Annotated in this window: 29 protein-coding genes and 1 rRNA gene; 22 read left to right on the top strand and 8 right to left on the bottom strand. The window is 28.8% G+C overall.

Translation table 11 applies throughout. The features are described 5' to 3' along the window. Nucleotides 1–50: 50 nt before the first annotated feature. Nucleotides 51–1,169, bottom strand: coding sequence for a CBS domain-containing protein (locus PF569_04445; GenBank protein ID MDA3855483.1), 1,119 nt, complete (start codon nucleotides 1,167–1,169; stop codon nucleotides 51–53). 232 nt (nucleotides 1,170–1,401) lie between these two features. On the opposite strand from PF569_04445, the gene PF569_04440 reads away from it, so the two are divergent. The 3 genes from PF569_04440 to PF569_04430 all read left to right on the top strand — a co-directional run bounded on the left by PF569_04440 (nucleotide 1,402) and on the right by PF569_04430 (nucleotide 5,086). After that, a complete protein-coding gene (locus PF569_04440) occupies nucleotides 1,402–3,948 on the top strand; it encodes a class I tRNA ligase family protein (GenBank protein MDA3855482.1) in 2,547 nt (848 codons plus the stop codon). A gap of 267 nt (nucleotides 3,949–4,215) precedes the next feature. After that, nucleotides 4,216–4,647, top strand: coding sequence for a hypothetical protein (locus PF569_04435; protein ID MDA3855481.1), 432 nt, complete (start codon nucleotides 4,216–4,218; stop codon nucleotides 4,645–4,647). A gap of 40 nt (nucleotides 4,648–4,687) precedes the next feature. Next, nucleotides 4,688–5,086: a hypothetical protein gene (locus PF569_04430; protein ID MDA3855480.1), complete on the top strand. Its 399-nt coding sequence runs from the start codon at nucleotides 4,688–4,690 to the stop codon at nucleotides 5,084–5,086. A 3-nt stretch (nucleotides 5,087–5,089) separates the two neighbouring features. Here the strand turns inward: PF569_04430 and PF569_04425 are convergent, their stop codons facing one another. Both PF569_04425 and PF569_04420 read right to left on the bottom strand, forming a co-directional pair. Then, nucleotides 5,090–5,737 carry a DedA family protein gene (locus PF569_04425; GenBank protein ID MDA3855479.1) on the bottom strand — a complete coding sequence of 216 codons (648 nt, stop codon included), beginning with the start codon at nucleotides 5,735–5,737 and terminating at the stop codon, nucleotides 5,090–5,092. 1 nt (nucleotide 5,738) lies between these two features. Next, the gene (locus PF569_04420; protein MDA3855478.1) at nucleotides 5,739–6,674 is read right to left on the bottom strand and encodes a hypothetical protein; all 936 of its coding nucleotides are present in this window, start codon (nucleotides 6,672–6,674) and stop codon (nucleotides 5,739–5,741) included. A 177-nt stretch (nucleotides 6,675–6,851) separates the two neighbouring features. Here PF569_04420 and PF569_04415 point away from each other — a divergent pair, with 177 nt between their 5' ends. After that, nucleotides 6,852–8,120 (top strand): serine hydroxymethyltransferase, encoded by a 1,269-nt coding sequence (locus tag PF569_04415; protein ID MDA3855477.1) that lies wholly within the window; start codon nucleotides 6,852–6,854, stop codon nucleotides 8,118–8,120. Nucleotides 8,121–8,179: 59 nt separating this feature from the next. Next, entirely contained in the window at nucleotides 8,180–8,884 is a 705-nt protein-coding gene (locus PF569_04410) for an endonuclease/exonuclease/phosphatase family protein (GenBank protein ID MDA3855476.1), read from the top strand. 9 nt (nucleotides 8,885–8,893) lie between these two features. Here PF569_04410 and PF569_04405 read toward each other — a convergent pair whose 3' ends face one another. Continuing rightward, complete coding sequence (locus tag PF569_04405; protein MDA3855475.1) at nucleotides 8,894–9,412, bottom strand: PH domain-containing protein; 519 nt, start codon at nucleotides 9,410–9,412, stop codon at nucleotides 8,894–8,896. 88 nt (nucleotides 9,413–9,500) lie between these two features. On the opposite strand from PF569_04405, the gene PF569_04400 reads away from it, so the two are divergent. The 3 genes from PF569_04400 (at nucleotide 9,501) to PF569_04390 (ending at nucleotide 10,873) form a co-directional block, all read left to right on the top strand. Further along, entirely contained in the window at nucleotides 9,501–9,893 is a 393-nt protein-coding gene (locus PF569_04400) for an HIT domain-containing protein (GenBank protein MDA3855474.1), read from the top strand. A gap of 108 nt (nucleotides 9,894–10,001) precedes the next feature. Next, nucleotides 10,002–10,322, top strand: coding sequence for a transcription factor S (locus PF569_04395; GenBank protein ID MDA3855473.1), 321 nt, complete (start codon nucleotides 10,002–10,004; stop codon nucleotides 10,320–10,322). 11 nt (nucleotides 10,323–10,333) lie between these two features. Beyond that, nucleotides 10,334–10,873: a hypothetical protein gene (locus PF569_04390; protein ID MDA3855472.1), complete on the top strand. Its 540-nt coding sequence runs from the start codon at nucleotides 10,334–10,336 to the stop codon at nucleotides 10,871–10,873. A gap of 30 nt (nucleotides 10,874–10,903) precedes the next feature. Here PF569_04390 and dnaK read toward each other — a convergent pair whose 3' ends face one another. Then, complete coding sequence (dnaK, locus tag PF569_04385; GenBank protein ID MDA3855471.1) at nucleotides 10,904–12,769, bottom strand: molecular chaperone DnaK; 1,866 nt, start codon at nucleotides 12,767–12,769, stop codon at nucleotides 10,904–10,906. Nucleotides 12,770–12,985: 216 nt separating this feature from the next. Then, on the bottom strand, nucleotides 12,986–13,588 hold the full coding sequence (locus tag PF569_04380) for a winged helix-turn-helix domain-containing protein (GenBank protein ID MDA3855470.1): 603 nt from the start codon (nucleotides 13,586–13,588) through the stop codon (nucleotides 12,986–12,988). A 134-nt stretch (nucleotides 13,589–13,722) separates the two neighbouring features. Between PF569_04380 and PF569_04375 the strand changes: the two genes are divergently transcribed. The 13 genes from PF569_04375 to PF569_04315 all read left to right on the top strand — a co-directional run bounded on the left by PF569_04375 (nucleotide 13,723) and on the right by PF569_04315 (nucleotide 20,941). Then, nucleotides 13,723–14,079, top strand: coding sequence for a hypothetical protein (locus tag PF569_04375; GenBank protein MDA3855469.1), 357 nt, complete (start codon nucleotides 13,723–13,725; stop codon nucleotides 14,077–14,079). Between the two features lie 103 nt (nucleotides 14,080–14,182). Then, complete coding sequence (locus PF569_04370; GenBank protein ID MDA3855468.1) at nucleotides 14,183–14,398, top strand: 50S ribosomal protein L37ae; 216 nt, start codon at nucleotides 14,183–14,185, stop codon at nucleotides 14,396–14,398. 5 nt (nucleotides 14,399–14,403) lie between these two features. Then, entirely contained in the window at nucleotides 14,404–14,544 is a 141-nt protein-coding gene (locus PF569_04365) for a DNA-directed RNA polymerase subunit P (GenBank protein ID MDA3855467.1), read from the top strand. Continuing rightward, entirely contained in the window at nucleotides 14,541–14,774 is a 234-nt protein-coding gene (locus tag PF569_04360; GenBank protein MDA3855466.1) for a hypothetical protein, read from the top strand. Before PF569_04365 ends, PF569_04360 begins: the two co-directional genes overlap by 4 nt. A gap of 3 nt (nucleotides 14,775–14,777) precedes the next feature. Then, nucleotides 14,778–15,014 carry a hypothetical protein gene (locus PF569_04355; protein MDA3855465.1) on the top strand — a complete coding sequence of 79 codons (237 nt, stop codon included), beginning with the start codon at nucleotides 14,778–14,780 and terminating at the stop codon, nucleotides 15,012–15,014. Between the two features lie 83 nt (nucleotides 15,015–15,097). Beyond that, entirely contained in the window at nucleotides 15,098–15,733 is a 636-nt protein-coding gene (locus tag PF569_04350; protein MDA3855464.1) for an Era-like GTP-binding protein, read from the top strand. 84 nt (nucleotides 15,734–15,817) lie between these two features. After that, a complete protein-coding gene (locus tag PF569_04345) occupies nucleotides 15,818–16,177 on the top strand; it encodes a DUF2073 domain-containing protein (protein MDA3855463.1) in 360 nt (119 codons plus the stop codon). A 122-nt stretch (nucleotides 16,178–16,299) separates the two neighbouring features. Beyond that, nucleotides 16,300–16,980: a hypothetical protein gene (locus tag PF569_04340; GenBank protein ID MDA3855462.1), complete on the top strand. Its 681-nt coding sequence runs from the start codon at nucleotides 16,300–16,302 to the stop codon at nucleotides 16,978–16,980. Further along, nucleotides 16,967–17,140 carry a Trm112 family protein gene (locus PF569_04335; GenBank protein MDA3855461.1) on the top strand — a complete coding sequence of 58 codons (174 nt, stop codon included), beginning with the start codon at nucleotides 16,967–16,969 and terminating at the stop codon, nucleotides 17,138–17,140. Before PF569_04340 ends, PF569_04335 begins: the two co-directional genes overlap by 14 nt. Before the next feature lie 161 nt (nucleotides 17,141–17,301). Beyond that, nucleotides 17,302–18,751: ribosomal RNA gene (locus PF569_04330) — 16S ribosomal RNA — on the top strand. Nucleotides 18,752–18,918: 167 nt separating this feature from the next. Next, nucleotides 18,919–19,395, top strand: coding sequence for a hypothetical protein (locus PF569_04325; protein MDA3855460.1), 477 nt, complete (start codon nucleotides 18,919–18,921; stop codon nucleotides 19,393–19,395). Between the two features lie 39 nt (nucleotides 19,396–19,434). Beyond that, a complete protein-coding gene (gene gatD, locus PF569_04320; GenBank protein MDA3855459.1) occupies nucleotides 19,435–20,718 on the top strand; it encodes a Glu-tRNA(Gln) amidotransferase subunit GatD in 1,284 nt (427 codons plus the stop codon). Further along, a complete protein-coding gene (locus tag PF569_04315; protein ID MDA3855458.1) occupies nucleotides 20,711–20,941 on the top strand; it encodes a hypothetical protein in 231 nt (76 codons plus the stop codon). The genes gatD and PF569_04315 overlap by 8 nt, the downstream gene beginning before the upstream one ends. Nucleotides 20,942–20,946: 5 nt before the next feature. Here the strand turns inward: PF569_04315 and PF569_04310 are convergent, their stop codons facing one another. Then, nucleotides 20,947–21,381 (bottom strand): NUDIX domain-containing protein, encoded by a 435-nt coding sequence (locus PF569_04310; protein ID MDA3855457.1) that lies wholly within the window; start codon nucleotides 21,379–21,381, stop codon nucleotides 20,947–20,949. Nucleotides 21,382–21,474: 93 nt separating this feature from the next. On the opposite strand from PF569_04310, the gene PF569_04305 reads away from it, so the two are divergent. Continuing rightward, nucleotides 21,475–22,218, top strand: a complete 744-nt coding sequence (locus PF569_04305) for a hypothetical protein (GenBank protein MDA3855456.1) — start codon at nucleotides 21,475–21,477, stop codon at nucleotides 22,216–22,218. 10 nt (nucleotides 22,219–22,228) lie between these two features. Here PF569_04305 and PF569_04300 read toward each other — a convergent pair whose 3' ends face one another. Continuing rightward, nucleotides 22,229–23,104: a DUF814 domain-containing protein gene (locus PF569_04300; protein ID MDA3855455.1), complete on the bottom strand. Its 876-nt coding sequence runs from the start codon at nucleotides 23,102–23,104 to the stop codon at nucleotides 22,229–22,231. Nucleotides 23,105–23,152 lie beyond the last annotated feature (48 nt).

Here is a 23,152-nt window from a genome sequence, read left to right as displayed (position 1 = left end):
TAGAAAAAAAGTGCTATAGTATTTATAAAGATTATTGAAAAAAATAAGAATTAATTATTTTTTGATTTTTCTTCTTTTACTCTTTTCTCAAGTGCATTTAGTGTTTCTTGAATCATTTGAGGAATATTCCATTTTCCTTTAATTTTATCATTGAATTCTTCATCTGAAGTTCCTGTTGAAATTTCTTTTTCAACTTGGATTATTTTATTTCCTTCAGATAATAACATTTTTACTTGAATTCGTGTTTTATGACCTGCGTCTTTGTCTCCAATTGTTTTAAATGAGAGTTTTAGAGTGTCATATTTACTAATGTTAGAAATTTTTTTCATAGTTTTTTCAGCATAGTCTTGTATTAAATCAAAATCATCATCATAGAGGGATTGAGATCCTACATATTCTAGTTTGAATTTTGAAAGTTCATTAGTTTTTTGGTATAATTTGAATATATCTTTATATGATAATATTGAGTAAAGTAGACCTTCTTCATCAGTTATTATAATTGATGGGAGTTTTTTACTTATCATAAGTTTTAAAGCATCACTTATTTTTTGATTTTTATTTAGTGTTAATGGTCTTGTGTTAATTAAATTTTCAATATTGGAATTTAGTATATTTTCTTGATTTTTTTTGTTATAGTAATTACCTTTTTCATTGTCAACTTCGAATAAATCTGTAACCAATAAATCTATTGGTCTTAATTCACCTGAGATTTTTAATCCTTCAATTACTGGTAATAAATTAACTCTTTTTTGTAAGAATAGGTTTCTTGCAGATGAGACTTTATCATTTTTATTTAATGCGTAAATCTCTCTTTTTTCAATGCTTTCATTTTTTTCGTTTAGAAAGTCTAAATCTTGATTTGAAATATCCAATAAAGCATCTATGAAACTATAGTATAAATCTCCAATTTTGATTACTCTATCTCCACTCTCTATTAAGAAATTTATGTGTTCGTTTGTGTTTTTTCCTTTGCTCTCAGATAGGGTTTTTTTGAGGCCTTTTAATTTTTCATTTAAATTTGTTACTTTTAATGCAATTGTTCTCACATCTACGAAAGATTTAGGATTTGTGTTTAAAATGATGTAATGTGAGTTCTTCTTTTCTTTAATTTCTTTTAGGAACCCTTGCATATTAAGGTTCTCGTCTACTTCAAAATAATTTTTTAACATTTAGAATACACCTCGGTTCTAATTTATGGTTTTTTAACTTTATAAAGATATGTTTGAACTGGTAAAAATGAACATTACTTTTATTTATTTTAGATTTTTTTTTTCAAAATATTTATATACTAAGTGTCTTTATTTTTAGTATGATACAATCAGGAGTGTATTATATGATAATAAAAATGATACAGTCACAACTTATGTTGCTGTGTATTAATTTTATTTAAAAATATTAAAAATGACATTTGAAAATAAATACGATGCGAAAGAAAGAGAGGTTCAGATTAGAAAATTCTGGGATGAAAATGATATATTCAAGTTTGATGAAAACTCCTCTAAAGTCGTCTTTTCAATTGACACTCCACCACCAACTATTTCTGGAAAAATGCATATTGGGCACGCATTTTCTTTCTCACAGGCAGATTTTATTGCAAGATATAAGAGAATGAGAGGATTTGAAGTCTTCTATCCATTTGGAACTGATGATAATGGACTTGCGACAGAGAAGCTTGTTCAAAAAGAGAAGAAGGTCAATTTAAGAAAGGTTGATAGAGCAGAGGCAATTAAGATTGTAGTTGATTACTTGAATGAAGAAAGACCAAAATTTATTGAAGATTTTAAGAATGTAGGACTTAGTTGTGATTTTGATTTGGCTTATTCTACTATTAATGATCATTCCAGGAAAATTTCTCAAAATACATTTTTAGAGCTTGTTGAAAAGGGTTTGATTACTAGGACTGAAGGACCTGTTATGTGGGATAGAGTTTTTCAAACTCCTATTGCTCAAGCTGAACTTGAAGATGATGAAAGGGAGAGTTTGATGAATTATGTTAAAGCTAAGGTTGTTGGAACAACAAATACTTTTATGATTTATGCTACAACTAGACCTGAGCTTTTATTTGCTTGTGCAGGATTTAGTGTGGAAGATGAAGGCGAGTATGTGAAATTAAAAGTAGGAGAAGAATTTTGGATTACTAGTAAAGCAACATATGAAGAAAAGTTTGCTGATTTTGAATATGAAGTTGTTGAAAAATTAAAAGGAAAAAATGTTATTGGTGATAAGGTTATTATTCCAGTAACTAATAAGGAAATTGAAGTGACTCATGATGCTGCAGTAAAAGCTGATTTTGGAACAGGGATTGCTTATTTTTGTTCTTATGGTGGAGCAGAAGATATTGAATACTTTGCTAGACATAGGCTTGACCCAATTGAAGTTTTGTCAAAAGATGGTAGACTTAATAGTAAATGTTTGAAATATGAGGGTGAACTTACTAATGATGCTAGGAGATTAATAATTAAAGATATGACTGAGGAAGGCTCGATAATTAAATCTGAGAAGATAAGACAAGTTGTAAATCTTGGTGAGAGGTCAGGAGTTGAAGTAGAGTTTATTGTTACAAAGCAATGGTATGTGAATTATTTAGATAAGAAAGAGTATTTTTTTGAGATGGCTCAAAAGTTTAACTGGCATCCTGAATTTATGAAACACAGGCTTGAAAATTGGATTAAAGGATTAAATTGGAATTGGGGATTTTCAAGACAGAGACATTTTGGGATTCCTGTTCCTGCTTGGTATTGTAGTAAATGTGGTGAAACTAAGTATGCTAAAGAATTACAATTGCCTGTTGATCCTACTTCAACTAAGCCTTTAGATAAATGTTCTTGTGGTAGTGAGGAATTTGAAGGAGAGACAGATATCATGGATACTTGGTTTACTTCAGGTTCATCTCCATTTTTAGCAATTGAATTAGTGAAGAATGAAGAGATGAAAAAGAAATTATTTCCAATGGATTTGAGACCTCAAGCGCATGATATTATTAATTTTTGGTTGTTTTATACTATGGCAAAAACTAATTTACTTTATGATGAAAATCCGTTTAAAAATGTTATGGTGTCGGGTTTTGTTTTAGACCCTAAAGGAAAGAAAATGAGTAAGTCGAAAGGAAATACTATTGTTCCTCAAGATGTAGTTTCTAAACATTCAAATGATGGTTTAAGATTTGCTGCAGCTTCAACGAAATTAGGGAGTGATATTCCATTTCAAGAGAAAGAAGTTCAAACCGGAGTAAAAGTTGCAAATAAATTGTACAATGCAAATAAATTTGCTTCAATGCTTTTTGAGAATTTTGAAGCTAAGGATAGAGATTTTAAGTTTAAAGATTTAAATTCAATCGATAAATGGATTATTGCTAAAGTTCAAAGTGTAATTAAAGATTCAATTGTTGCATTTGATAATTATGATTATGCTAAAGTTAAGAGTTTATTTGCGGATTATTTTATGAGAGATATTGCTGATAATTATATTGAGATTGTAAAACAAAGATTATGGAAACCTGAGAATTTTGGTGTTGTTGAAGTAAAGAAAGCTCAAAAAGCTTTGTATTATTCTTTATATTCTGCGCTTAGGGGACTTGCACCGTTTTTAGTTTATATGAGTGAAGAAGTTTATCAAAATTTCTATAAACAATTTGAAGAGATAGAGAGTGTTCATAGAACTTCATGGCCCGAATATAATAAAAATTTTGATGATGAAGAAATTGTTCTTCTTGGAGATAAATATGTTGATATTGTTGGAGCAGTTAGGAAATTTAAGTCTGAGAATCAAGTTTCAATGAAGACTGAACTTTCTAGATTAGTTATTGAATGTGATGATAAACTTAAAGAGTTTATTGAAGATTCTATTGCTGATTTGAAGGCAGTGACTGGCGCAAGAGTAGTTGAATTTGGTAATGGGTCAATTGAGAGTCAAGATGTGAAAGTCTTGATTGAAATTGTAAAAGATTAAAGAAATAAAATGGAACCTCTTACAGATGCTTATTTAAGAAATGATTCTAAATCTTTTTTTTCTATATTGATTTAACTATTCTTGTTGAGAATGGATTAGAATTATTGCTGGTTTCACAAAAAGGAGAAGTCTTACTTTTTTTCATTTATATTTTGCACCAATTGGTTACAAATTATCAAATAGATTAGAAATTTCTAGGCGATTATTTTAATGAAATTAAAATAAGTGATAAGAAAAGTATTTAAATGATTTTTAGTGTATTTTTATATGTTTAAATCAAAGAGAGGACAACAAGCAGTAGAATTCATGTTAATTTTAATGTTTGTTTTAACTATTATAGCAGGAGTTATGTATATTACTGGTTCTCTTTTAGGTGATTTTGTTGAGCAAGATAAAAAAAATGTTGCAGAAAATTTTTTGGAAAATATTGTGAAAGAGATTGAGATTTTAAATACTGTTAATGGTGGGTATTCTCGAAATTTAGATGTTTATTCTCAAGATTATCATATTGAGATTTTAAATGAAATGATTATTATTAAAGATTTATATGATGAGAATATGACTTATTATTACAATATTCCTGTAGGATTAAATATTACTGTTGGTCATAAAATTGCAGGGAATGGACAAAATATTACTGTAATTAATTTTTTAAAAGAGAGTGAAGATATTAAAATTGAGTTATTGACAACTAATTGATATGGAATAGTTTTATAAATATTTTATATTTTATATTTATATGGCTACACTTATTGCAATGCTTAGTTCTGGAAAGGGAACATGGGGACATGTTAATTCTTTGATTAGTTTAGGGAAGTGGGATAGAGTTTATCTTATTTGTAATGATTTTTCCTATGATAATTTTGAAGTTAAATCTCAAAATATAATTAAGCTTAAGATTGATGAAAAAAATATTGAAAAGAGTTTGAGAATTTTATCAGGTTTTTTAAAAAAAGAAGTACAAGATTTTGAGGTTGGACTTAATTTAGTTTCAGGTTCAGGGATTGAACATATGATTGTTTTAAGTTCAGTTCTTAAAGCTGGCCTTGGATTGAGATTTGTTTATTCTGAAAATAATGAAATAAAGGAAGTTGAATTACTTGATGAGAAATATATTCCTCAAGAAGAACTTTTTTAATTTTTATTCATAATGATTACTTTTTTTATGAATTTTATTTTTTTGAAAGTGTATGTATGTAATTATTATTAATATTGCAAAAAGAGATACTAAAAGAGTAATCTTTGTTAAATTTTCTTCTATTAGATTTTGATTGTTTGCAAAGATTATTCCTAGATAGATTAAGATTAAACTCCAAATTCCTGCTCCTAGGGATGTATATAGACTAAATTTGAAAAAATTCATTTTAGAGAAACCTGCTGGTATTGAAATTAATTGCCTTATTACTGGAATTAATCTTCCAATAAAAGTTGTGATTTCTCCATGTTTTTTAAAAAAATTTTCGGATTTTGTAATTTTATGTTTGTCAATTAAAAATATTTTTCCATATCTTTCTAAAATCATATTTATAGTTTTTCTTCCCAAATAAAATGCTAGGAAATAATTTATTGCGGCCCCTAATAAAGATCCAAGAGTAGCTACTAGGAGAACTACTGAGAATGACATTTTTCCTTGTGCGATTAGAACTCCAGCTGGAATTAAAATTACTTCTGAAGGGAAAGGAATAAATGAACTCTCGATTGTCATTAGTAAGAAAATTCCAAAATATCCTAGATTAAATATATTTACTAGTAGGAAGTTTAATGCTTGGGTGTATATTTCTTCTATCATTTTAAATGTTAATTATTGTTAAGTTTTCTAGAGTCTCATTCATTTTTAATAATTTTTTAGGAGCATTTTGTACGAATATTATCTTAGGTTTTAATGAAGAAGTATAGAATTGCATGATGTCTGTTTCATTAGGTTTTTTATAATAGTAAATACTATCAATTAATATTTTAATTTGATTTATGTTAAGACTTAAATTGTATCTTATTTCTTTATTTGATTTGTTTTTATTTTCGATATTTAGATAATTTTGTCTGAAATAATTTTCAATAAACATTTCTTCTTTGTTTTGTTGTTCTTCTTGGACGGATTGTTGAGTAAATTTTGGAGAGTTTAGAGTTTGTTGATGATTTGCTTGTGATTGTATTCTTGGTTGATGAGTTTGTCTTTGTATTTGTTGAGGTGCTATTTCTTTTCTTATTTCTCTTACTAACCTTTCTTGGACTTTTGGCATTTCAGGTTCTTTGTTTGTTTTTTTAGGAGTAGAGTTATTTCCTTTAATTGCATCCATTATTTGTGATTTTGTTTCGGATATGTCTCTTAGATACCAAACCCAGAATTTCAATTCATTTTCTGTTTCACTAATTTCTAGAGGAATTGCAAAGTCTTTGATTCTCTCTATTGCAAGTGTTTCTTGGATGTTTAGAGAGCTATGATTTAGAACTTGGTTTTGTTTTAGTTTTAAGTAGATGTCTTTGTCATGTTTTGAAAAATGTTTTTCAGCAAGTTCAATAAGACACTCTTTTTGTTTTGGGTCATAGTAGTAAGGGGAACTAGATAATTTTAGATTTGTTATTGCAATAGATTTATCTTTTGCTATTTCGGAGAGTGCTGCTGAAGCAATCATAGTAGTTGTGTCAAATGCTTCACTTACCATTGTCGGAGTTACAGCTTTTTTATCTCTAACATATCTTAAAAGATTATCTTTTGTTAGTATCATTTTAGGACTACCTCTAAAATTTGGAAAATTTTAATTTTTTTCTTTAACAAAAAGTTATTTATGTTAAATTTTCGTATCATAATAATAGTTTAGCTTTTTTGTTTTTAAAGATTTGTTTTCTTTTTCTTTTGAAATAGTTTCAAATAGTTTTATATACTCCTTTTGTAGTTTATTAGTATGGTGTATAAAATTAGTTTTGATGAGCATTTAAATGAGCTTAAAAAATCTGATTCAGAGGTTTATAATTTAGTTTTGGATGAGATTAAAAGACAAGAAGAAACGATTGAGCTTATTCCTTCTGAGAATGCAGTTTCTCCTGCAGTTATGGAGACCCAAGGTAGTGTGTTTACAAATAAATATTCTGAAGGGTATCCTGGAAAAAGATATTATGGGGGGAATGAGGTTGTTGATAAAGTTGAACAACTTGCAATTGATAGAGCTAAAGAAATTTTTGGAGCAGATCATGTTAATGTTCAAGCCCATAGTGGTAGTGGAGCTAATATGGCTGCATATATGGCGGTCCTTGAACCTGGTGATAAAGTTCTTGCAATTAATTTAGACCAGGGAGGACATTTAACTCATGGGCATCATTTAAATTTTTCAGGTAAGTTGTATAATTTTGTTCAATATGAGTTGAATAAAGAGAGCTCACTTATTGATTACGATTTACTTAGAATTGTTGCTTTAAAAGAAAAACCAAAGTTAATTGTTACTGGTTTTAGTGCTTATCCAAGGGATGTTGATTTTAAAAAGTTTAAAGAAATAGCTGATGAATGTTCTGCTATGTTACTTGCAGATATTTCTCATATTGCAGGTTCGATTGCAGCTGGACTGCATCAAAATCCTGTTCCCTTTTGCGATATTGTTACTACGACAACTCATAAAACTTTGCGTGGACCTCGTGGAGCAATTATTCTGTGTAAAGAAAAATATGCAAAAGATGTAGATAGACAAATTTTTCCAGGAATTCAAGGTGGGCCTCTTGAACATGTTATTGCTGCAAAGGCGGTTGCTTTTGGAGAAGTTTTGAAACCTGAGTTTAAAGAGTATCAAAAGAAACTTTTAGAAAATAATAAATCACTTGCACAAGGATTACTTGATAACGGGATTAAGCTTGTTAGTGGTGGAACTGAGAACCATTTAATGCTTATTGATTTGACTCCTTTTGATTTGAGAGGGAAAGAAGTAGAACTTAAATTAGATGAAGTAAATATTTGTACTAATAAGAATATGATTCCTTTTGATTTAGCAACTGCTTTTAATCCTTCGGGAATTAGGATTGGTTCTCCAGTTATTACTTCTAGGGGATTTTCTAGAGAGGATTCATATAGAGTTGGAGAATTTATAGCTAAAGTTATTAAAAATATTTCTGATGAAAAAATTATGTTTGAGGTTAAAAGAGAGGTTTTGGAGCTTTGTAAGAAATATCCTTTGTATGAAAAATAATTGAAGGAATAAGATTACTTTCTTTAAATACTTGGAGAGGAAAAATATTTGATGAATTAATTAGATTTATTTTCGATGAATCTAAAAAAAGAGATGTTTTTTGTTTTCAAGAAATTTTAAGTAGTAAAGTTAATATTTTGTATAGGGGAGTTTCAAGATTGAATTTGCTTGAGGAATTAAAAATTGTTCTTTTTGATTTTGAATGTTATTTTGCTCCAACACATAATGGTGTTTATGAAGGAGCAGATTTTTCTTATGGAAATGTTATCTTTGTTAGGAAAAGTTTGAAAGTGATAGATTATAATTATTTTTTTACTTATGGTTATTTTAATTCTAGAACTGAAGGGAAAACTCAGGAAGATTCAAGAAATTTTCAGAGTATTAAATTAGAAATTAATAATGAAATTTTCACAATTTGTAATTTGCATGGAGTTTGGATTAGGGGTTTTGGTAAAGGTGATAATGCTGAAAGAATTTTTCAATCTAATAAAATTAAGTCTTTTTTAGATTTGATAGATGGTAAAAAAATAATTTGTGGTGATTTTAATTTACTTCCTGACACTACAAGTATTAAAATTTTAGAGGAGAATTTAGTTAATTTGATTAATATTTATGATATAAAAACTACTCGAAGTTCTTATTATGATAGAGAGGATAAGTTTGCAGATTATGTATTTGTAAGTTCAGATATTGAAGTTTTGAACTTTGGTGTTTTAAAAGAAGAAGTTTCAGACCATTTACCTTTGAAAATTTCATTTAAATAATTATTCTATTTATTGATGAGGAGTTTTATATGAATGAATTTTTCTTGTTATTTCATCTTCTATTTTGTCAGCATGTCTTATGTCTTTAAGGATTAAAGCAGTTGTTTTTTCATTATGAAAAGAATCATTTGCAGTATGAATTTCTATATCACCAACTTTACATATTCTATCCCATATTGTTTTATTTACTTTTATATCAGTTATTTGTTTGTAATTTATTGAGTGCGTTTCTTCTTTAATGAATTTGTATTTTACTTCAAGATGATTTGGATGAAATTCATATGTAGTGTTTAATATTTTAATTAAATCTTTTGATATTTTAATTATCGAGAATATAATTGTTAAAAAAATTAAGGATAGTATGATAATTGTGTCAAAATCATATTTTGCAGAATTGTCTAATAAATAATATATTCCATATAAAATTAAGAATACTATTGAATTCCAAAATAAGTGTTTTATAAATTTAGGCATTAAGGTATTTATGAAGTGTGATTTCATAATAATAATATTTCCAATTTTCTCCATAGATTATTTTTATTTATTTTGTTTATATAATTTTGTTTTAATTTTAGATTTGAGAAAAGTTTTTAAATTTCTAATTTTGGAGTATTTTATGGTAACAATTTTTAGTAAAATTATTAAGGGTGAGATTCCTTCATCTAAAGTTTATGAGGATGAGAATCATTTAGCTTTTTTAGATATTTCTCCGTTTGAGAAAGGACACACTTTAGTTATTCCAAAAAAAGAGTATGATAATATCTCTGATATGCCTGAAGGGGAGTATTTAGAGCTTCAAAGGGTTGTTTTAAAATTAGTAAAGAATTTGAGAGAAAAGTTGGGAGTTAAAATTGGCACATTGGTTTATGGTATGGATGTTCCACATGTTCATGTCCATATTTTCCCTATAACAGATAATGTTGAAATTTTTGATTTCAATAGAGTTAAAAAGTATTCTGAGGGTGAGGCAGAGAAATATTTAGAGAAATTAAAAATCATTAAGCAATGATGTTTAGTCATTCCTTAAAATAATTGTTTTTAAGGAATAATTTAAAATTTTAATTTTTTCACAAAGTTTATAAATTCAAATTTCAATTGTTTTTATAGGTATGAAAAAATGGTAGATTTTTGTTCAAATTGTGATGCGATAATTATTGGGAAGAAGGGAGAAGAGGTTAAGTGCTCTGCTTGTGGTTTTGTTCAAAAACCTAAAGGAACTGTTAAGTTGTCAGAGAAAATTGGCAAGGCAGAAGAAATAGAAGTTATTAATAAAAATGATAGTTCTGCAGAAATTCATCCTATTGCAGATCAAGAGTGTCCTGAGTGTGGACATATGAAAGCATTTTATTGGACTAAGCAAACTAGGGCTGGTGATGAGCCTGAAACACAGTTCTATAAATGTGAGAAGTGTAAACATCAATGGCGTGAGTACAGATAATTTATTTTAAGATGAGAGTTTATCATGTTACAGAATATGAAAATTTAGATTCTATTCTGAAAATTGGTTTAATTCCTGGTATGGAAATAAAGGAAAGAATTATAGAAAAAATTTATTACAAATATATTAAAAATAAATATAATATTAAAGAAGATATAGAAAGAGCAACTGAGATTTTTAATCAAAAAGAATATAATTTAAAAGAAAGATACAGTTATATTTGGTTTTTTATTAATTTAAAAGAAGCCAAAAGCCGTGCAAGAAAACAAAATAGAAAAGTTTCAATACTTAATTATATTAGGAGTAATGTTGTTAGAAATAAAAATTTAGTTATATTGGAGCTAGATTTAGATCCTGTATTCTTGAAGAATATTTCTATGGTTAAAGGTGAGCCAATTTTGTTGAAATTTTTTCAGAAATTTTATTCTACTAGATTGGTAACTAAAGAAAAGATTTCTCCTGAGAATATTGTTAAAGTTATTATGTCTGAAAATTTAGAGAATAATAACCTAATTAAAGTTTTTCCAAATATTGAAATCCTTAAATTATAAATTTGTTGTTAAAATTAGAAAAAATAAAATTTATTTTTTATCTTTTGTTTCTTCTTTTTTTGTTTCTACTTTTTCTGTTGCTTCAGCATCAACTACTGTTTCTTCAGATTTTTCTTCTTTTTGTCCACCTGAAGCTTCTTGAGCTTGGGCTTCTTTTTGGTACATTTCAGTAAAGACTTCTTGTGAGTCTTTATTGATATCTTCCATCATTTTTTTCATAGTTTCAACATTTCTAGTTTCTTTTTTTAGTTCTTCATCTAAATCGTTGATTTTAGCCATAATTGGACCAACTTTCTTTTGGTCAACTTTGTCTTTGTTTTCTTCAAATGTTTTTTTAGTTTGGTAAACTAATTGTTCTGCTTGATTTCCAGTTTCGATTTCTTCTCTTCTCTTTTCATCTTCTTCTGCATGCTTTTCGGCGTCATCTTGCATTTTCTTAATTTCTTCTTCAGATAGGTTTGAGGATGCAACAATTTTAATTGATTGTTCTTTTCCAGTTCCCATATCTTTAGCTGAAACATGTGCAATTCCGTTAGCATCGATATCAAATGTTACTTCAATTTGAGGTACACCTCTTGGAGCTGGTGGAATTCCATTTAAATCGAATTTACCAATTTCTTTGTTGTCATTAAACATTGCTCTTTCTCCTTGACCTACTCTAATTGTTACAGAAGGTTGGTTGTCAGCAGCTGTCGAATATACTTGAGATTTTTTAGTAGGGATTGTTGTATTTCTTTCAATCATTTTAGTACAAACTCCACCTAGAGTTTCAATTCCTAAACTAAGTGGTGTTACATCTAATAATAATATTCCTGTAACATCTCCTGCTAAAACTCCACCTTGAATTGAAGCTCCTACTGCAACAGCTTCATCGGGGTTTACTGATTTATCTGCATCTTTTCCAGATAAACTTTTTACTAAAGCTTGAACTGAAGGGATTCTTGTTGAACCACCAACTAAGATTACTTTATCAATTTCAGATTGTTTTAAACCTGAATCTTTAATTGCTTGCTCAGTAGGTTTCTTTAATTTAGCTAGAATACCTGAGATTAATTCTTCAAATTTAGCTCTTGTGATTTTTAGTTCTAGATGTTTAGGACCTGATGCATCTGCTGTGATGAAAGGCTCTGAAATATCCGTTTCTAATTTTGAGGATAATTCCATCTTAGCTTTTTCAGCTGCTGATTTTAATCTTTGAGTTGCTTGAGCATCTGCTTTTAGATCAATTCCATGTTCTTTTTTAAATTCACTAGCGATATGATTAATTAATAGTTCATCAATGTTATCTCCACCTAAGTGATTATCTCCTGCTGTTGCTTTTACTTCAAATACTCCATCATCTAATTCTAAAATGGATACATCAAATGTTCCTCCTCCAAAATCAAATACAAGTACTGTATGTGCTGTATCTTTATCAATACCATAAGCTAATGCAGCTGCTGTTGGTTCATTAATAATTCTCTCAACTTCAAAGCCTGCAATTCTTCCTGCATCTTTTGTTGCTTGTCTTTGGGAATCTGTAAAATAAGCTGGAACAGTAATTACTGCTTTTTTTATATCTTGACCTAAATAGGATTCTGCATCTTTTTTTAATTTTGTAAGTATGATAGCAGAAATTTCTTGAGCAGTATATTCTTTTCCATGAATACTAACTTTATAATCTTCACCCATGTGAGTTTTGATTGAACTAATAGTTTCTTTTGGTTTTACTATTGCTTGTTTTTTTGCAGGTTCTCCTACGATTCTCTCACCAGATGCTGTGATGTGTACTACTGAAGGAGTTGTTCTTGCACCTTCTGCGTTAGGGATAACTACCGCTTTTCCGTTCTCGATGATTGACATACAACTGTTTGTTGTACCTAAGTCAATTCCTAATATTTTTTCTTTGCTTGTCATTTTATACTAAGTATAAAATTCTAAGAAATTTAAAAAACAAATTCACGAACTATTTAATCATTAAGTGATTTAAATAGTATCATTTTTTATTTTTATCTTAATTTCTTATGAATTTTAAGTTTTTGATAGAAACATTAAGCCATAATTATTTATAAATGTTTTGAAATTTTATCAAATCCCTAAATAAAATTCACATTTAAGGATTTGTGAGAAAATTTACTTTTTTCTTATCCTATTAATTACTATATATATTATTAAAGTAAATATAGATCCAAGTAAGAACCAGAAAGCATTAGAGTTATTTATTAGAGTCCAAAAGCTTTCTTGAGCGACTTCTGCAATCATTGGTGCAGCTTTTTCCATTTGAGATTCCATTATAATGTCATTTGCAACTTTGGCTGATAATTGTCCTGCGGAGTCCATGGTTAGTCTAGGGTATATATATATTAAGCCAGCTCCTAATATAGATACTATAAATGTAGGGATTATTGTTTTTAATTTTTCAAGCATAGATTCTCTGTCTTCTTTTGGCGCTATAATAATATACTGATTTGCGAGTTTGTAGTGTTTTACTTTTTTTCCTTTTGCGCTGTAGTGGGCTTCTTCCCATTCTACAAGTTTTGCTAGCATTAGTTGTTTTAGATTGTAGTGTATTGTAGAAATAGGAAGGCTTAGTTTTTTTGCAATCTCGCTCTCTGTTGCTTCTTTTTCTATTAAGAAGTCTAGTATTTGTGTAGATGTTTTGTTTGTGATTGCGTTTGCAATTTTCTTTGCTTTATTATCTTCTAGAGATAATAACAGGAATTTCTTCTTGTTCATATAATAGATATAAGTATTATTATATATAAGTAGTTTGTGATAGTTTCTAGTTTGTTTGAAGTTAGTTTGATATTAATTCATTATATAACTGTATTAAAAAGTATTATAAATTACTTTTTTTGTTTATCATTATAATGTTCTTAGATAATTTCGTTTATGATTTGAATAAGCTTGGAATTCTGATGGTTATTTTTTTTAGTTTTTTTTCAATTATACGAATTCATATTATTTCAAAAATAATTAATCACTTAAAGGAGGAATTTAATGCTTTTTATGTCGAGTTGAATCCTAATGATTCTATTAAAATGTTTTTTATGTCTGGAGGAAGTTTTCTTTTTGGTTTCAAATATATATTTAGTGAGAGATATATGTTAGATGATTATCTTAAAGGTAAGAAAAAATTATTGATTTTTGTTACATTTTCAAGAGTTTTAATTTTCATTATTTTGATATATATATTATTTATAATCAAGATTATAGTTTTAAAATAGATTTTTCGGATTTTAAATTTTCCCAAAACTTTTATAAACCAAATTTCATTTCTTTATTTATAGTTTAATACTCGGCAAGAGTATAATTTGTATATATGATAAAATGGCAACAAAAAAACAAGGTAGTGCTGGAAGATTTGGAGTTAGATACGGTAACATTCTTAGAAAGAAAGTTAGTGAGATTGAAAAAAACTCAAGAGGAAAACATAAATGCCCTTTCTGTGGTAAAGAGGATAAAGTTAAGAGGCAAGCATATGGTATTTGGAGATGTGCTGGTTGTGAAAAAATGTTCGTTGGAAAAGCGTACAAACCTTATTAATTAAAATGGTTGAATATGTATGTAGTGTTTGTAAAAAAACTGTAAACGGTGTTTTAGTTGAGAGAAAAATTAGATGTCCTTATTGTTCATCAAAAGCTCTTGAGAAAAAACAAGATAGAGTTTTAGATATTATCAAAGCAAGATGAGTAAATTCTCTTCAAATTTTAAGTTAGATTTTGGAGATTTAAATATTTTTTATTATAATTTATTGATTGAAGAAGATTTTGATTTTAGATCTAAAGATATTAAAATTGAAATTAATAAAAACGAATCACTTGAAATTGATGTTATTTGTAATAGTGTTACGGATTTAAAAATAGGAGTTAGTGCTTTTATAAAGAGTTTAGAAATTATTGAAAAGACTCGAAATGTTTGAAAAATGATTGAAGAGATTTTAGAGATTGCAGAGGTACTTGAGAGTTTGGTTGAAGATGCTCCAAATAAAGTTAAAGTTGAGTTATCATCTGTGATTGCTTTGATTAAAGTTGCAAATGGTCAAGAGGATTTGATAAAAATCCAAGAACAATTAGAAGTAATTAGTAGTATGGGTAATGTTAATTCTTACCTTAGAAATGAAGTTTACAATGCTATTTCTATTATTGAGAGTTTAATTTAGTGTTAATATTATAATTTGAAAATTCATAAACCTTTAGTTGATTAAAGAAAAAGTTTATATACTATATATATTGTCTTATTATTATGGTCAAATTATTTTCAAAAGGGTTTTTTAATTACCTTTTTTTTTTTAAAAAGCGTAAAAAATTAAGTTTAGGTTTGTATGGTCCTCCTAATGCTGGGAAGTCTACTCTTGCAAATAAAATTATATTTGATATTTTAGGAGAAGATGCAGGTAAGTTTGAAACTTCATCTGTTGAACACGAAACTAGATCTGTTCAAAAGGTTGAAAAACTTGAGATGAAAAAAGGAGGAAAAACTATTAATTTTTCTTTAATTGATACTCCTGGTATTGCTACTAAAATTGATTTTGAAGATTTTGTTAAGAAAGGTATGAAAAAATCGGATGCAAAAGAGAGGGCAAAGGAAGCTACTCAAGGAGTTATTGAGAGTATTAAATGGTTGGATAATGTTGATGCAGTTCTTGTTGTCATTGATTCTACACTTAATCCTTATAATCAAGTAAATATTACACTTATTGCAAATTTGGTTGCAAAGAAAAAGAAACTTATTATTGTTGCAAATAAGTCTGATTTGAAGAGTTCTAGTATTGAAAAGATTCAACTTGTTTTTCCAGATTATACTTTGGTTGGAATTTCGGCAAAGACTGGTGAAGGTGTTGAAGAATTGTATGATGCAATTTTTACGGAGTTTTATTGAGGATGATGCAGTCAAAAATTTTAAGCAAATTAAATCTCTATTTTTTCGGTATCATTTTAAAATTCAATGAGGTGAATTGTTAAAATGACGGGAGTACAAGTTTTATCCTATGAATTAATTAAAAATTGGTCTCGAGCTGAAAAGCTTGAGAAGATTTTAATAATTGTTAAGGGCGGGGATGTTGTAATGCTTGAAGGTAAGCTTGCACCTGAAGATGAGACAGAGCTTATTTCAAGAGCGCTTGCAAATGTTTCAGGAAGATTTACTGGAATTGAGGTTGCATTTTTAAATTCATCAAGGTCTACGACGATTTTAGGTAGAGTTAAAGATACTTTAATTAATGTTCTGGCAAAGGATAGGATAGGGATTACTGTTGTTGGTCCTTCTAAGATTATTAAGGAGATTAAGATGGATCCTAATAAGCTCGAAATTTTATTTAAATAATATTTCGAATCATCTTTTAATAAATGAAAAGATAAATTAGAGATCCTTTTCAAGTAATTATTTTTTATTTTTCTTAATTTTTAAAAGCAATATTTATATATTAATTCTATTTAATTACTTATATGATTAAATTAGATAAGAATAAAGATGAGGAATTGCTTGTTTCTAATAAAGAGATTAATGAAGAAGTTAAGAATATTGAAAAAATTGTACCAGAAGATGATGGTGAACCTTCATGGTATCATTATGCAATTATTCTTGGAGGTATAGTAGGGTTTTTTCTACTTTTAGTTTTTGCGTTTTCTTTTTATTATGATGATTCAAATATTGGGAATACTAGTTCTTATTATATATATGATTATATTGAAGGGAATGTTTCTTATAAAATACAATTTAATAGTCCTCCTTCAGATATTGAAAAGTTTGATTATGTAGTTGAGCCAGATAGATTAGATGTTTTAAATACTGTAACTTTTAAAATTTCTTTAATGAATTATACTGGGGATGATAATGCTCTTGTTGGACAGCCTTCTGCAAAACTTCTTAGTTTTTTGAAAAGAGTTTATCATTTTAACATTGAATTTGAAGATGTTGTATTTTATGAGGATTTTAATTGTGTGAATTCTACTAAGAGGGATAAAGTTATTACTTTTGATGTTAATGCTTCAAAGACTGGAGTTTTTTTTGATGAGACTAATGGTTGCGTAGAATTTTTAACTAATGATTCAAAGGAGATTCCTAATCTAGTTGATAAGTTTATTTATACTTTAATTCAAGAGGAGATTGAGTATGACACTAGATAAAGGCTTGTTGGATATAGTTTGTTGTCCTAATTGTAATTCGGATTTGAAGGTCAAATCTGAGTTAGTTATTTTTTGTTCTAAATGTAATTTAGAGTATCGTGAAAAGGAAGGAATTTTAGTTTTGATTTCTAAAGAATTGGAAGAAGAGCTCAGAAGTTGATTTCTTTTATAAATACTGTGTGCTTGAGATTGCTCCGCATCAAAATCTTTATAAAGGCATTTGCGTTATCTATACTTACGGGTGTAAGCAGGTCGAATGACAGCTTATGAACAACGACGACAGTAGTACAAAACTTTAGTAGCAATTATTTAAAAAATTGAATTCTCGTTGATCCTGCGAGAGATTTCTGCTAGAGGGGTTGGATTAAGCCATGTAAGTATGTTAGACTTGTTCTGACTGCGGAAGGCTGAGTAACACGTCACTAACCTGCCTTATAGTTTCTAATAATCTCGAGAAATTGAGTGTAAAAGTTATAGTTATCAAAAACTGGAATGTTTTGATAATGAATATAAGATGGGGTGGCGGCCGATTAGATTGTTGGTGAGGTAATGGCTCACCAAGTCTAAGATCGGTAGGGGTTGTGAGAGCAATGACCCCCAGAAGGACACTGAGATAAGGGTCCTAGCTCTAAGGAGTGCAGCAGGCGCGAAACCTCTACAATGCACGCAAGTGTGATAGGGCAACCCCTCGTGCTTACCGAAAGGTAGGCTTTTATTATGTGTAATGAGCATAACGAATAAGTGGTGGGCAAGACTGGTGCCAGCAGCCGCGGTAATACCAGCGCCACAAGTGGAGATCACTTTTATTGGGTCTAAAGTGTCCGTAGCTGGTTTGATAAGTCTCTTGTGAAATTTCTTTGGCTTAACCTAGAAACTGCAAGAGAAACTGTTTAACTTGAGACCGGGAGAGGTGTGAAGTATTGTTTGGGTAGCGGTAAAATGTTATAATCCTTACAGGACTAACTAATGCGAAGGCATCACACTAGAACGGATCTGACAGTGAGGGACGAGAGCTAGGGTAGCGAACCGGATTAGATACCCGGGTAGTCCTAGCCGTAAACGCTGCGGGTTACGCTTTGCTAAATCTATGAGATTTAGCAAGGGGGAAGCGAAGGCATTAAACCCGCCACCTGGGAAGTACAGCCGCAAGGCCGAAACTTAAAGGAATTGCCGGGGGAGTACTACAAGCGGTGCGGCGTGCGGTTTAATTAGACTGTACACTGAGAAACTTACCAGGGGCGACAGCACTATGAAGGTCAGATTAAAGGTTTTACCTAAGGCGCTGAGAGGTGCTGCATGGCCGCCGTCAGCTCGTGCTGTAAGGTGTCCTCTTAAGTGAGGAAACGAGCAAGACCTATGTTTATAATTGCTAACCAGGTTAACTGGAGCACATTATAGAGACTGCCTTGGAAACAAGGAGGAAGGTGTAGGCGACGGTAGGTCTGTATAGCCCGAATCTCCTGGGCTACACGCGCGCAACAATGGTTCAGACAATGAGTCGCCACTCCGAAAGGAGGAGCTAATCCCGAAACTGAATCTTAGTTTAGATCGAGGTTTGTAACTCAGCCTCGTGACATTGGAATCGCTAGTAATCGGACGTTATCAGCGTCCGGTGAATATGTCCATTCTCCTTGGACACACTGCCCGTCAAACCAACCAAGTAGGGTTGAGATGAGGTGCATCTTTTTGGGTGTATCAAATCTGAGCTCTGTGAGGGGGGTTAAGTCGTCACAAGGTATCCGTAGGGGAACCTGCGGATGGATCACCTCCTTTTTTTTAAAGAAAAGAATCCCGTTAAAATTCTTAAAATTTATATCAAACTTGAAATTTTTCTATGCATATTATTTAATGATTTACAAGATTTTAGTAGTCCTGTTTTTGATATGTCCTGATTTTAATTTGTAAAGTTTTATATATTTTCTATACCTAGTTATTTATATGGGTGGAAATGAAATAGGATTTAAAGAGATGAATGCAGATGAAATATATTCTATGTTTGAGAACATAGATTCTATGAAAATAGGAGAAAAAGTATATTTTAAATCATCAGGAGAAGTTGTTATAAATTCAAATATTGAATATAAAAGAATTTTTTTAGATGAAGATTTGAGTATTTTTCCTGGTTTTTCTAATTCAATGCAATTATCTAATTCTTATGGTTCTTTAATTAAGCTTGGAAAAAATTTTACAGAATTATTTAATAATTGTATAAATTTAGATAAAGGATTAGTATTGAGATTGTCTGAATCTGAGGTGGGAGTCATCAATGGTACTTCTTCTCAATCATTTAAAAGTCATTTTTATGAAACTGAATTAAGTTTAGAAGATAAGACTTCTTCAGGACATAAAATAAATATAAACTCTATGATTAAACCTAAATTTGAAATTTGTTCGAAAATATTTTTTCAAAAGTAATACATAAACTATATAAATTATATTTATTATGTTTTATTTATGGATTATGAAGTTGAAGTTAAATTTCAAAATAAAATTTTAAAAGGGATTTTGATTAATGAGGATAAGGAGTTTATAGTTTTAAAACTTTCTTCTGGCTATAATGCTAATTTGAAGAAAAAAGAAGTTGAAATTTTGTCTAAAAATAAAATTGAGAAGAAAGAGGTTTCTAAAAAAGAGAAATTAGACTCAAAAAAAGTTTTACCTAAGGTAACTATTTTGCATACTGGCGGGACTATTGCTTCAAAAGTTGATTATGTTACGGGTGCTGTAAGTTCTAAATTTACTGTAGATGAGCTTTTAGGTATTTTTCCAGAATTAAATTCTGTTGCTCAAATTGATGCAAAAATGATTGGTAATTTATTTTCTGAAGATATGAGATTTGCGCATTATAATTTAATTCTTAAAGAGATTAAGTTAGCAATTGAGAATAAATCTGAGGGAGTTATTATTTCTCATGGGACTGATACTCTACATTATTCTTCAGCTGCTTTACAGTATTCTTTGAAAAATTTGTCAATTCCAGTGATTTTAGTTGGAGCTCAGAGAAGTAGTGATAGGCCAAGTAGTGATGCTTATACTAATTTGAATGCAGCAGTGGATTTTATTTTAGAGAATTCCAAATTAGATTTAAAATATCAACGAGTTGGTGTTTGTATGCATGAGAAGATTTCAGATGATTCTTATTTAATTTTAGATGGTATTAATGTTAAGAAAATGCATTCAACTCGAAGAGATGCATTTAAACAGATTAATTATTTGCCTGTAGCAAGAATTAAATCTAAAAAAATAGAAATTATAAGGAAGGATTTGTTTGTTTTAAAGACTAAGGAAAATTTTAGCTATGTAGAATATAATACTAATTTGAAAATTGGTTTTTTTAAAGCGCATCCAAATTTATTTCCTGAGGAAATTGAAGCTTTGTCAATTTATGATGCTGTGATTATTGAAGGGACTGGACTTGGTCATTTGGCTGTTAATGAAGTTGATAAAGAAACTTTAATTCATAAAAAAAATCTAGAATCTTTGAAGAATTTATGTAAGAAAATAAATGTAATTGTTGGAGTTCAGACTGTTTACGGTGAGACTAATTTGAATGTTTATAGTTCTGGAAGATATATTAAAGAATCAGGAGTTTTAGGAAATCATATGAATTTGACTACTGAGAGTTTATTTTTGAGAGCTGCATATTGTTTATCACAAAAAGATAAATCTTTTAAAGATTCTTGGAATGAAAATTTAGAAGGTTTTGATGTTAGAAGTTTGGAGATAGATGATGAGTGAGAATAAAGGAGTTTTTAAGAATCTGATTTTAAGAAAGGAAGAAGAAGGTAATTTAAATATTGGATCTCGAACAAATGATGGTGGGATTCACATTTCAAAATATTCTATGGAGAAAATTAAAGGTTTAATTATTATGTTAGAAATACTTGATGGTAGTAAGAAAGTTGTTTATGAGATTTCTCAAGATGAGTATAAAGAAATTTTTGGAAAGAGATTAGGTTAGATTTATTATTTTTTAATTTCATTATTATAATTATTATTGTGCATTATTATTATTTTTAAAATACTTGAAGGTATGTTTTCAATAGGTAATTTATTGTAAGGAAAAAATTGAATTTTTTGACCTTCTTTTAATTCTATTTTAGAAATTTCTCCATCATAATTTCCATGAAGTAAATATCTGGAAACATTTCTGCTAGTAATTAAATCATGGTGAAATATCTTCAAGATTAATTCTAATCCAATTTCTTCTTTGATTTCTCTTTGTGCAGTTTTTACAAATGTTTCAATTTTGTTTGTTGGTCCATCTTCAGTTTCATAACCTCCAGAAAATATTGACCATTGTCCAGGAGACCAAATTCCAGGAATATTATCTCTTAAGTGAAGTAAATACTCTTTTTTTGAGTTTGTAATAACTATTCCTGTAGTATATCTTCTTTTCATATATTTTTCTTATATTTGTGGATTTAAAAAATTTTCTTCATTTTTGTCACTTTTTAGAGATAAATTTATAAGTTTAGATATAACTTCCTTTTTATGAGATTTTCTGATTTGATTGGTAAACATGAAGGGGCTAGTGTAGGGGTTATTGGTTCAGCTCCTTCTATAACTTCTTATGTTGACAGAATTAATTCGGAGTGTGATGTTGTTATTGCTTGTAATGGAGCAGTAAAATGCTTAGATCCCAAAAAAAATTTCGTAGATTATTTTGTATATTATGATTCTAGGTCTTCTTTAAGAGATTGGTTTTATAAGTCAGATTTATTTGTGAATAAAAATGGGGAAAAAGTTAAAAGAGTAATACCTACTTATATGTTACCTTTTGATTTAAGGGTATTGAAAGATGAAGGAAGTAGAAAAGATTTAGCTTCAAAATTGAATTTATTTAAAGATTCTCATTTTAAAGAAAGTGAGATTATTTATTTTAATCCTGATATTGATAATTTGGATATTAATGGGATTTCATTTAGAGTTTGTGATTTGAATATTGGTGCTATAAATAGACACGATGGTCCTTTATGTGGCAAATCTACTATTACTGGTGTTGGAACTCAACTTGCTTATAAGTTTGGGGCATCAAGAATTAATCTTTTTGGTTGTGAATTTTTTAATCCTTTGGGTAAGGAGAGGTATGGATATGATAATAGGAATGAGAGAGGTCAAATTACTACAGCACAAATTAGAAATATGGATTTGATTCTTGAAGAGATATCTGTTTCAGGAGTTGAGATTTTTTCATTTGGTTCTACTAAGTTAGAAGTTCCAAAAATTATTTATTGAATATATTTTTCTATTTTTTTAATATTTTACAATTGTTTGGAATGTATTTAGGTAGATCTTCTATGTGAGTTTTTAGTTGTTTTTTTATTTCTTTGTTTAGTGATTTGAGAGTTTGATTTCCAGGTTCTAATTTTATAAATCTGTTACATATTTTTTTGCATGTTTTTTCTGATCCTGAAAATAGTTCTTCATATTCTATTGTTTCATCATCTTCAGTTTTAATTGTATTTTTAATTACTCCTAGACAGATTCTTAATTGAATATTTTTTATAATATTTTTTTGACCATAGATCATAAATGCTCCTTTTGTCATATATTCACCACTTACAGCTTTTTTAGATACTTGTTCAGGATAGACCCAAAATGCATCTGCAGTTCCAAATCCTTTTTTCCATTGTGAAGAAAAACAACAAGTTATTTGAGCTGCTTCTTCTATTTCTTCTTTTGGAATTTTTAAAGAATTATAAATTTCGGTTTCATCATTAACTTTGTTATTTTTTGAAGAATCTTTCGCATTTTTGATTATACAAAATGGACTTCCTGAAGCTTGAGTGTGAATTACAATATCATCTTTTTCTAAGTGCTTTTTTATTAGAATTTCGTTTGTTCCTGAGTCTTTTCCTAATACACATAAAAATCCTGAAGTTGTTTTTGTATACCTGAATTTTTCATACCATTCTTTTTTCTTATGTGTTTGAATTTTTTCTTGTGTTTGTTTTTTTAGAATATAAGTTTCTTTTTTTTCTTCAAATTCATCTATTTCTTTTTGCGTTTTTTCAATAGTTTCATCTACTCCTGGAAGTTTAGATTTTAGTTTTTTTGATTTTTCAAAATAAAGGTTTGCATTATCATTCACACTTTTATTTAATGATAGTCTAATTTCCATGCTCAAAAATCACCTTAGTCAATTTTAAGAAATTATAAATTTCTAAGT

The sequence above is a fragment of the Candidatus Woesearchaeota archaeon genome (assembly GCA_027858315.1).
Lineage (GTDB): Archaea > Nanobdellota > Nanobdellia > Woesearchaeales > UBA583 > UBA583.
Note: the sequence above shows the minus strand (reverse complement) of the source record. Positions and strands in the feature narration are given on the sequence as shown.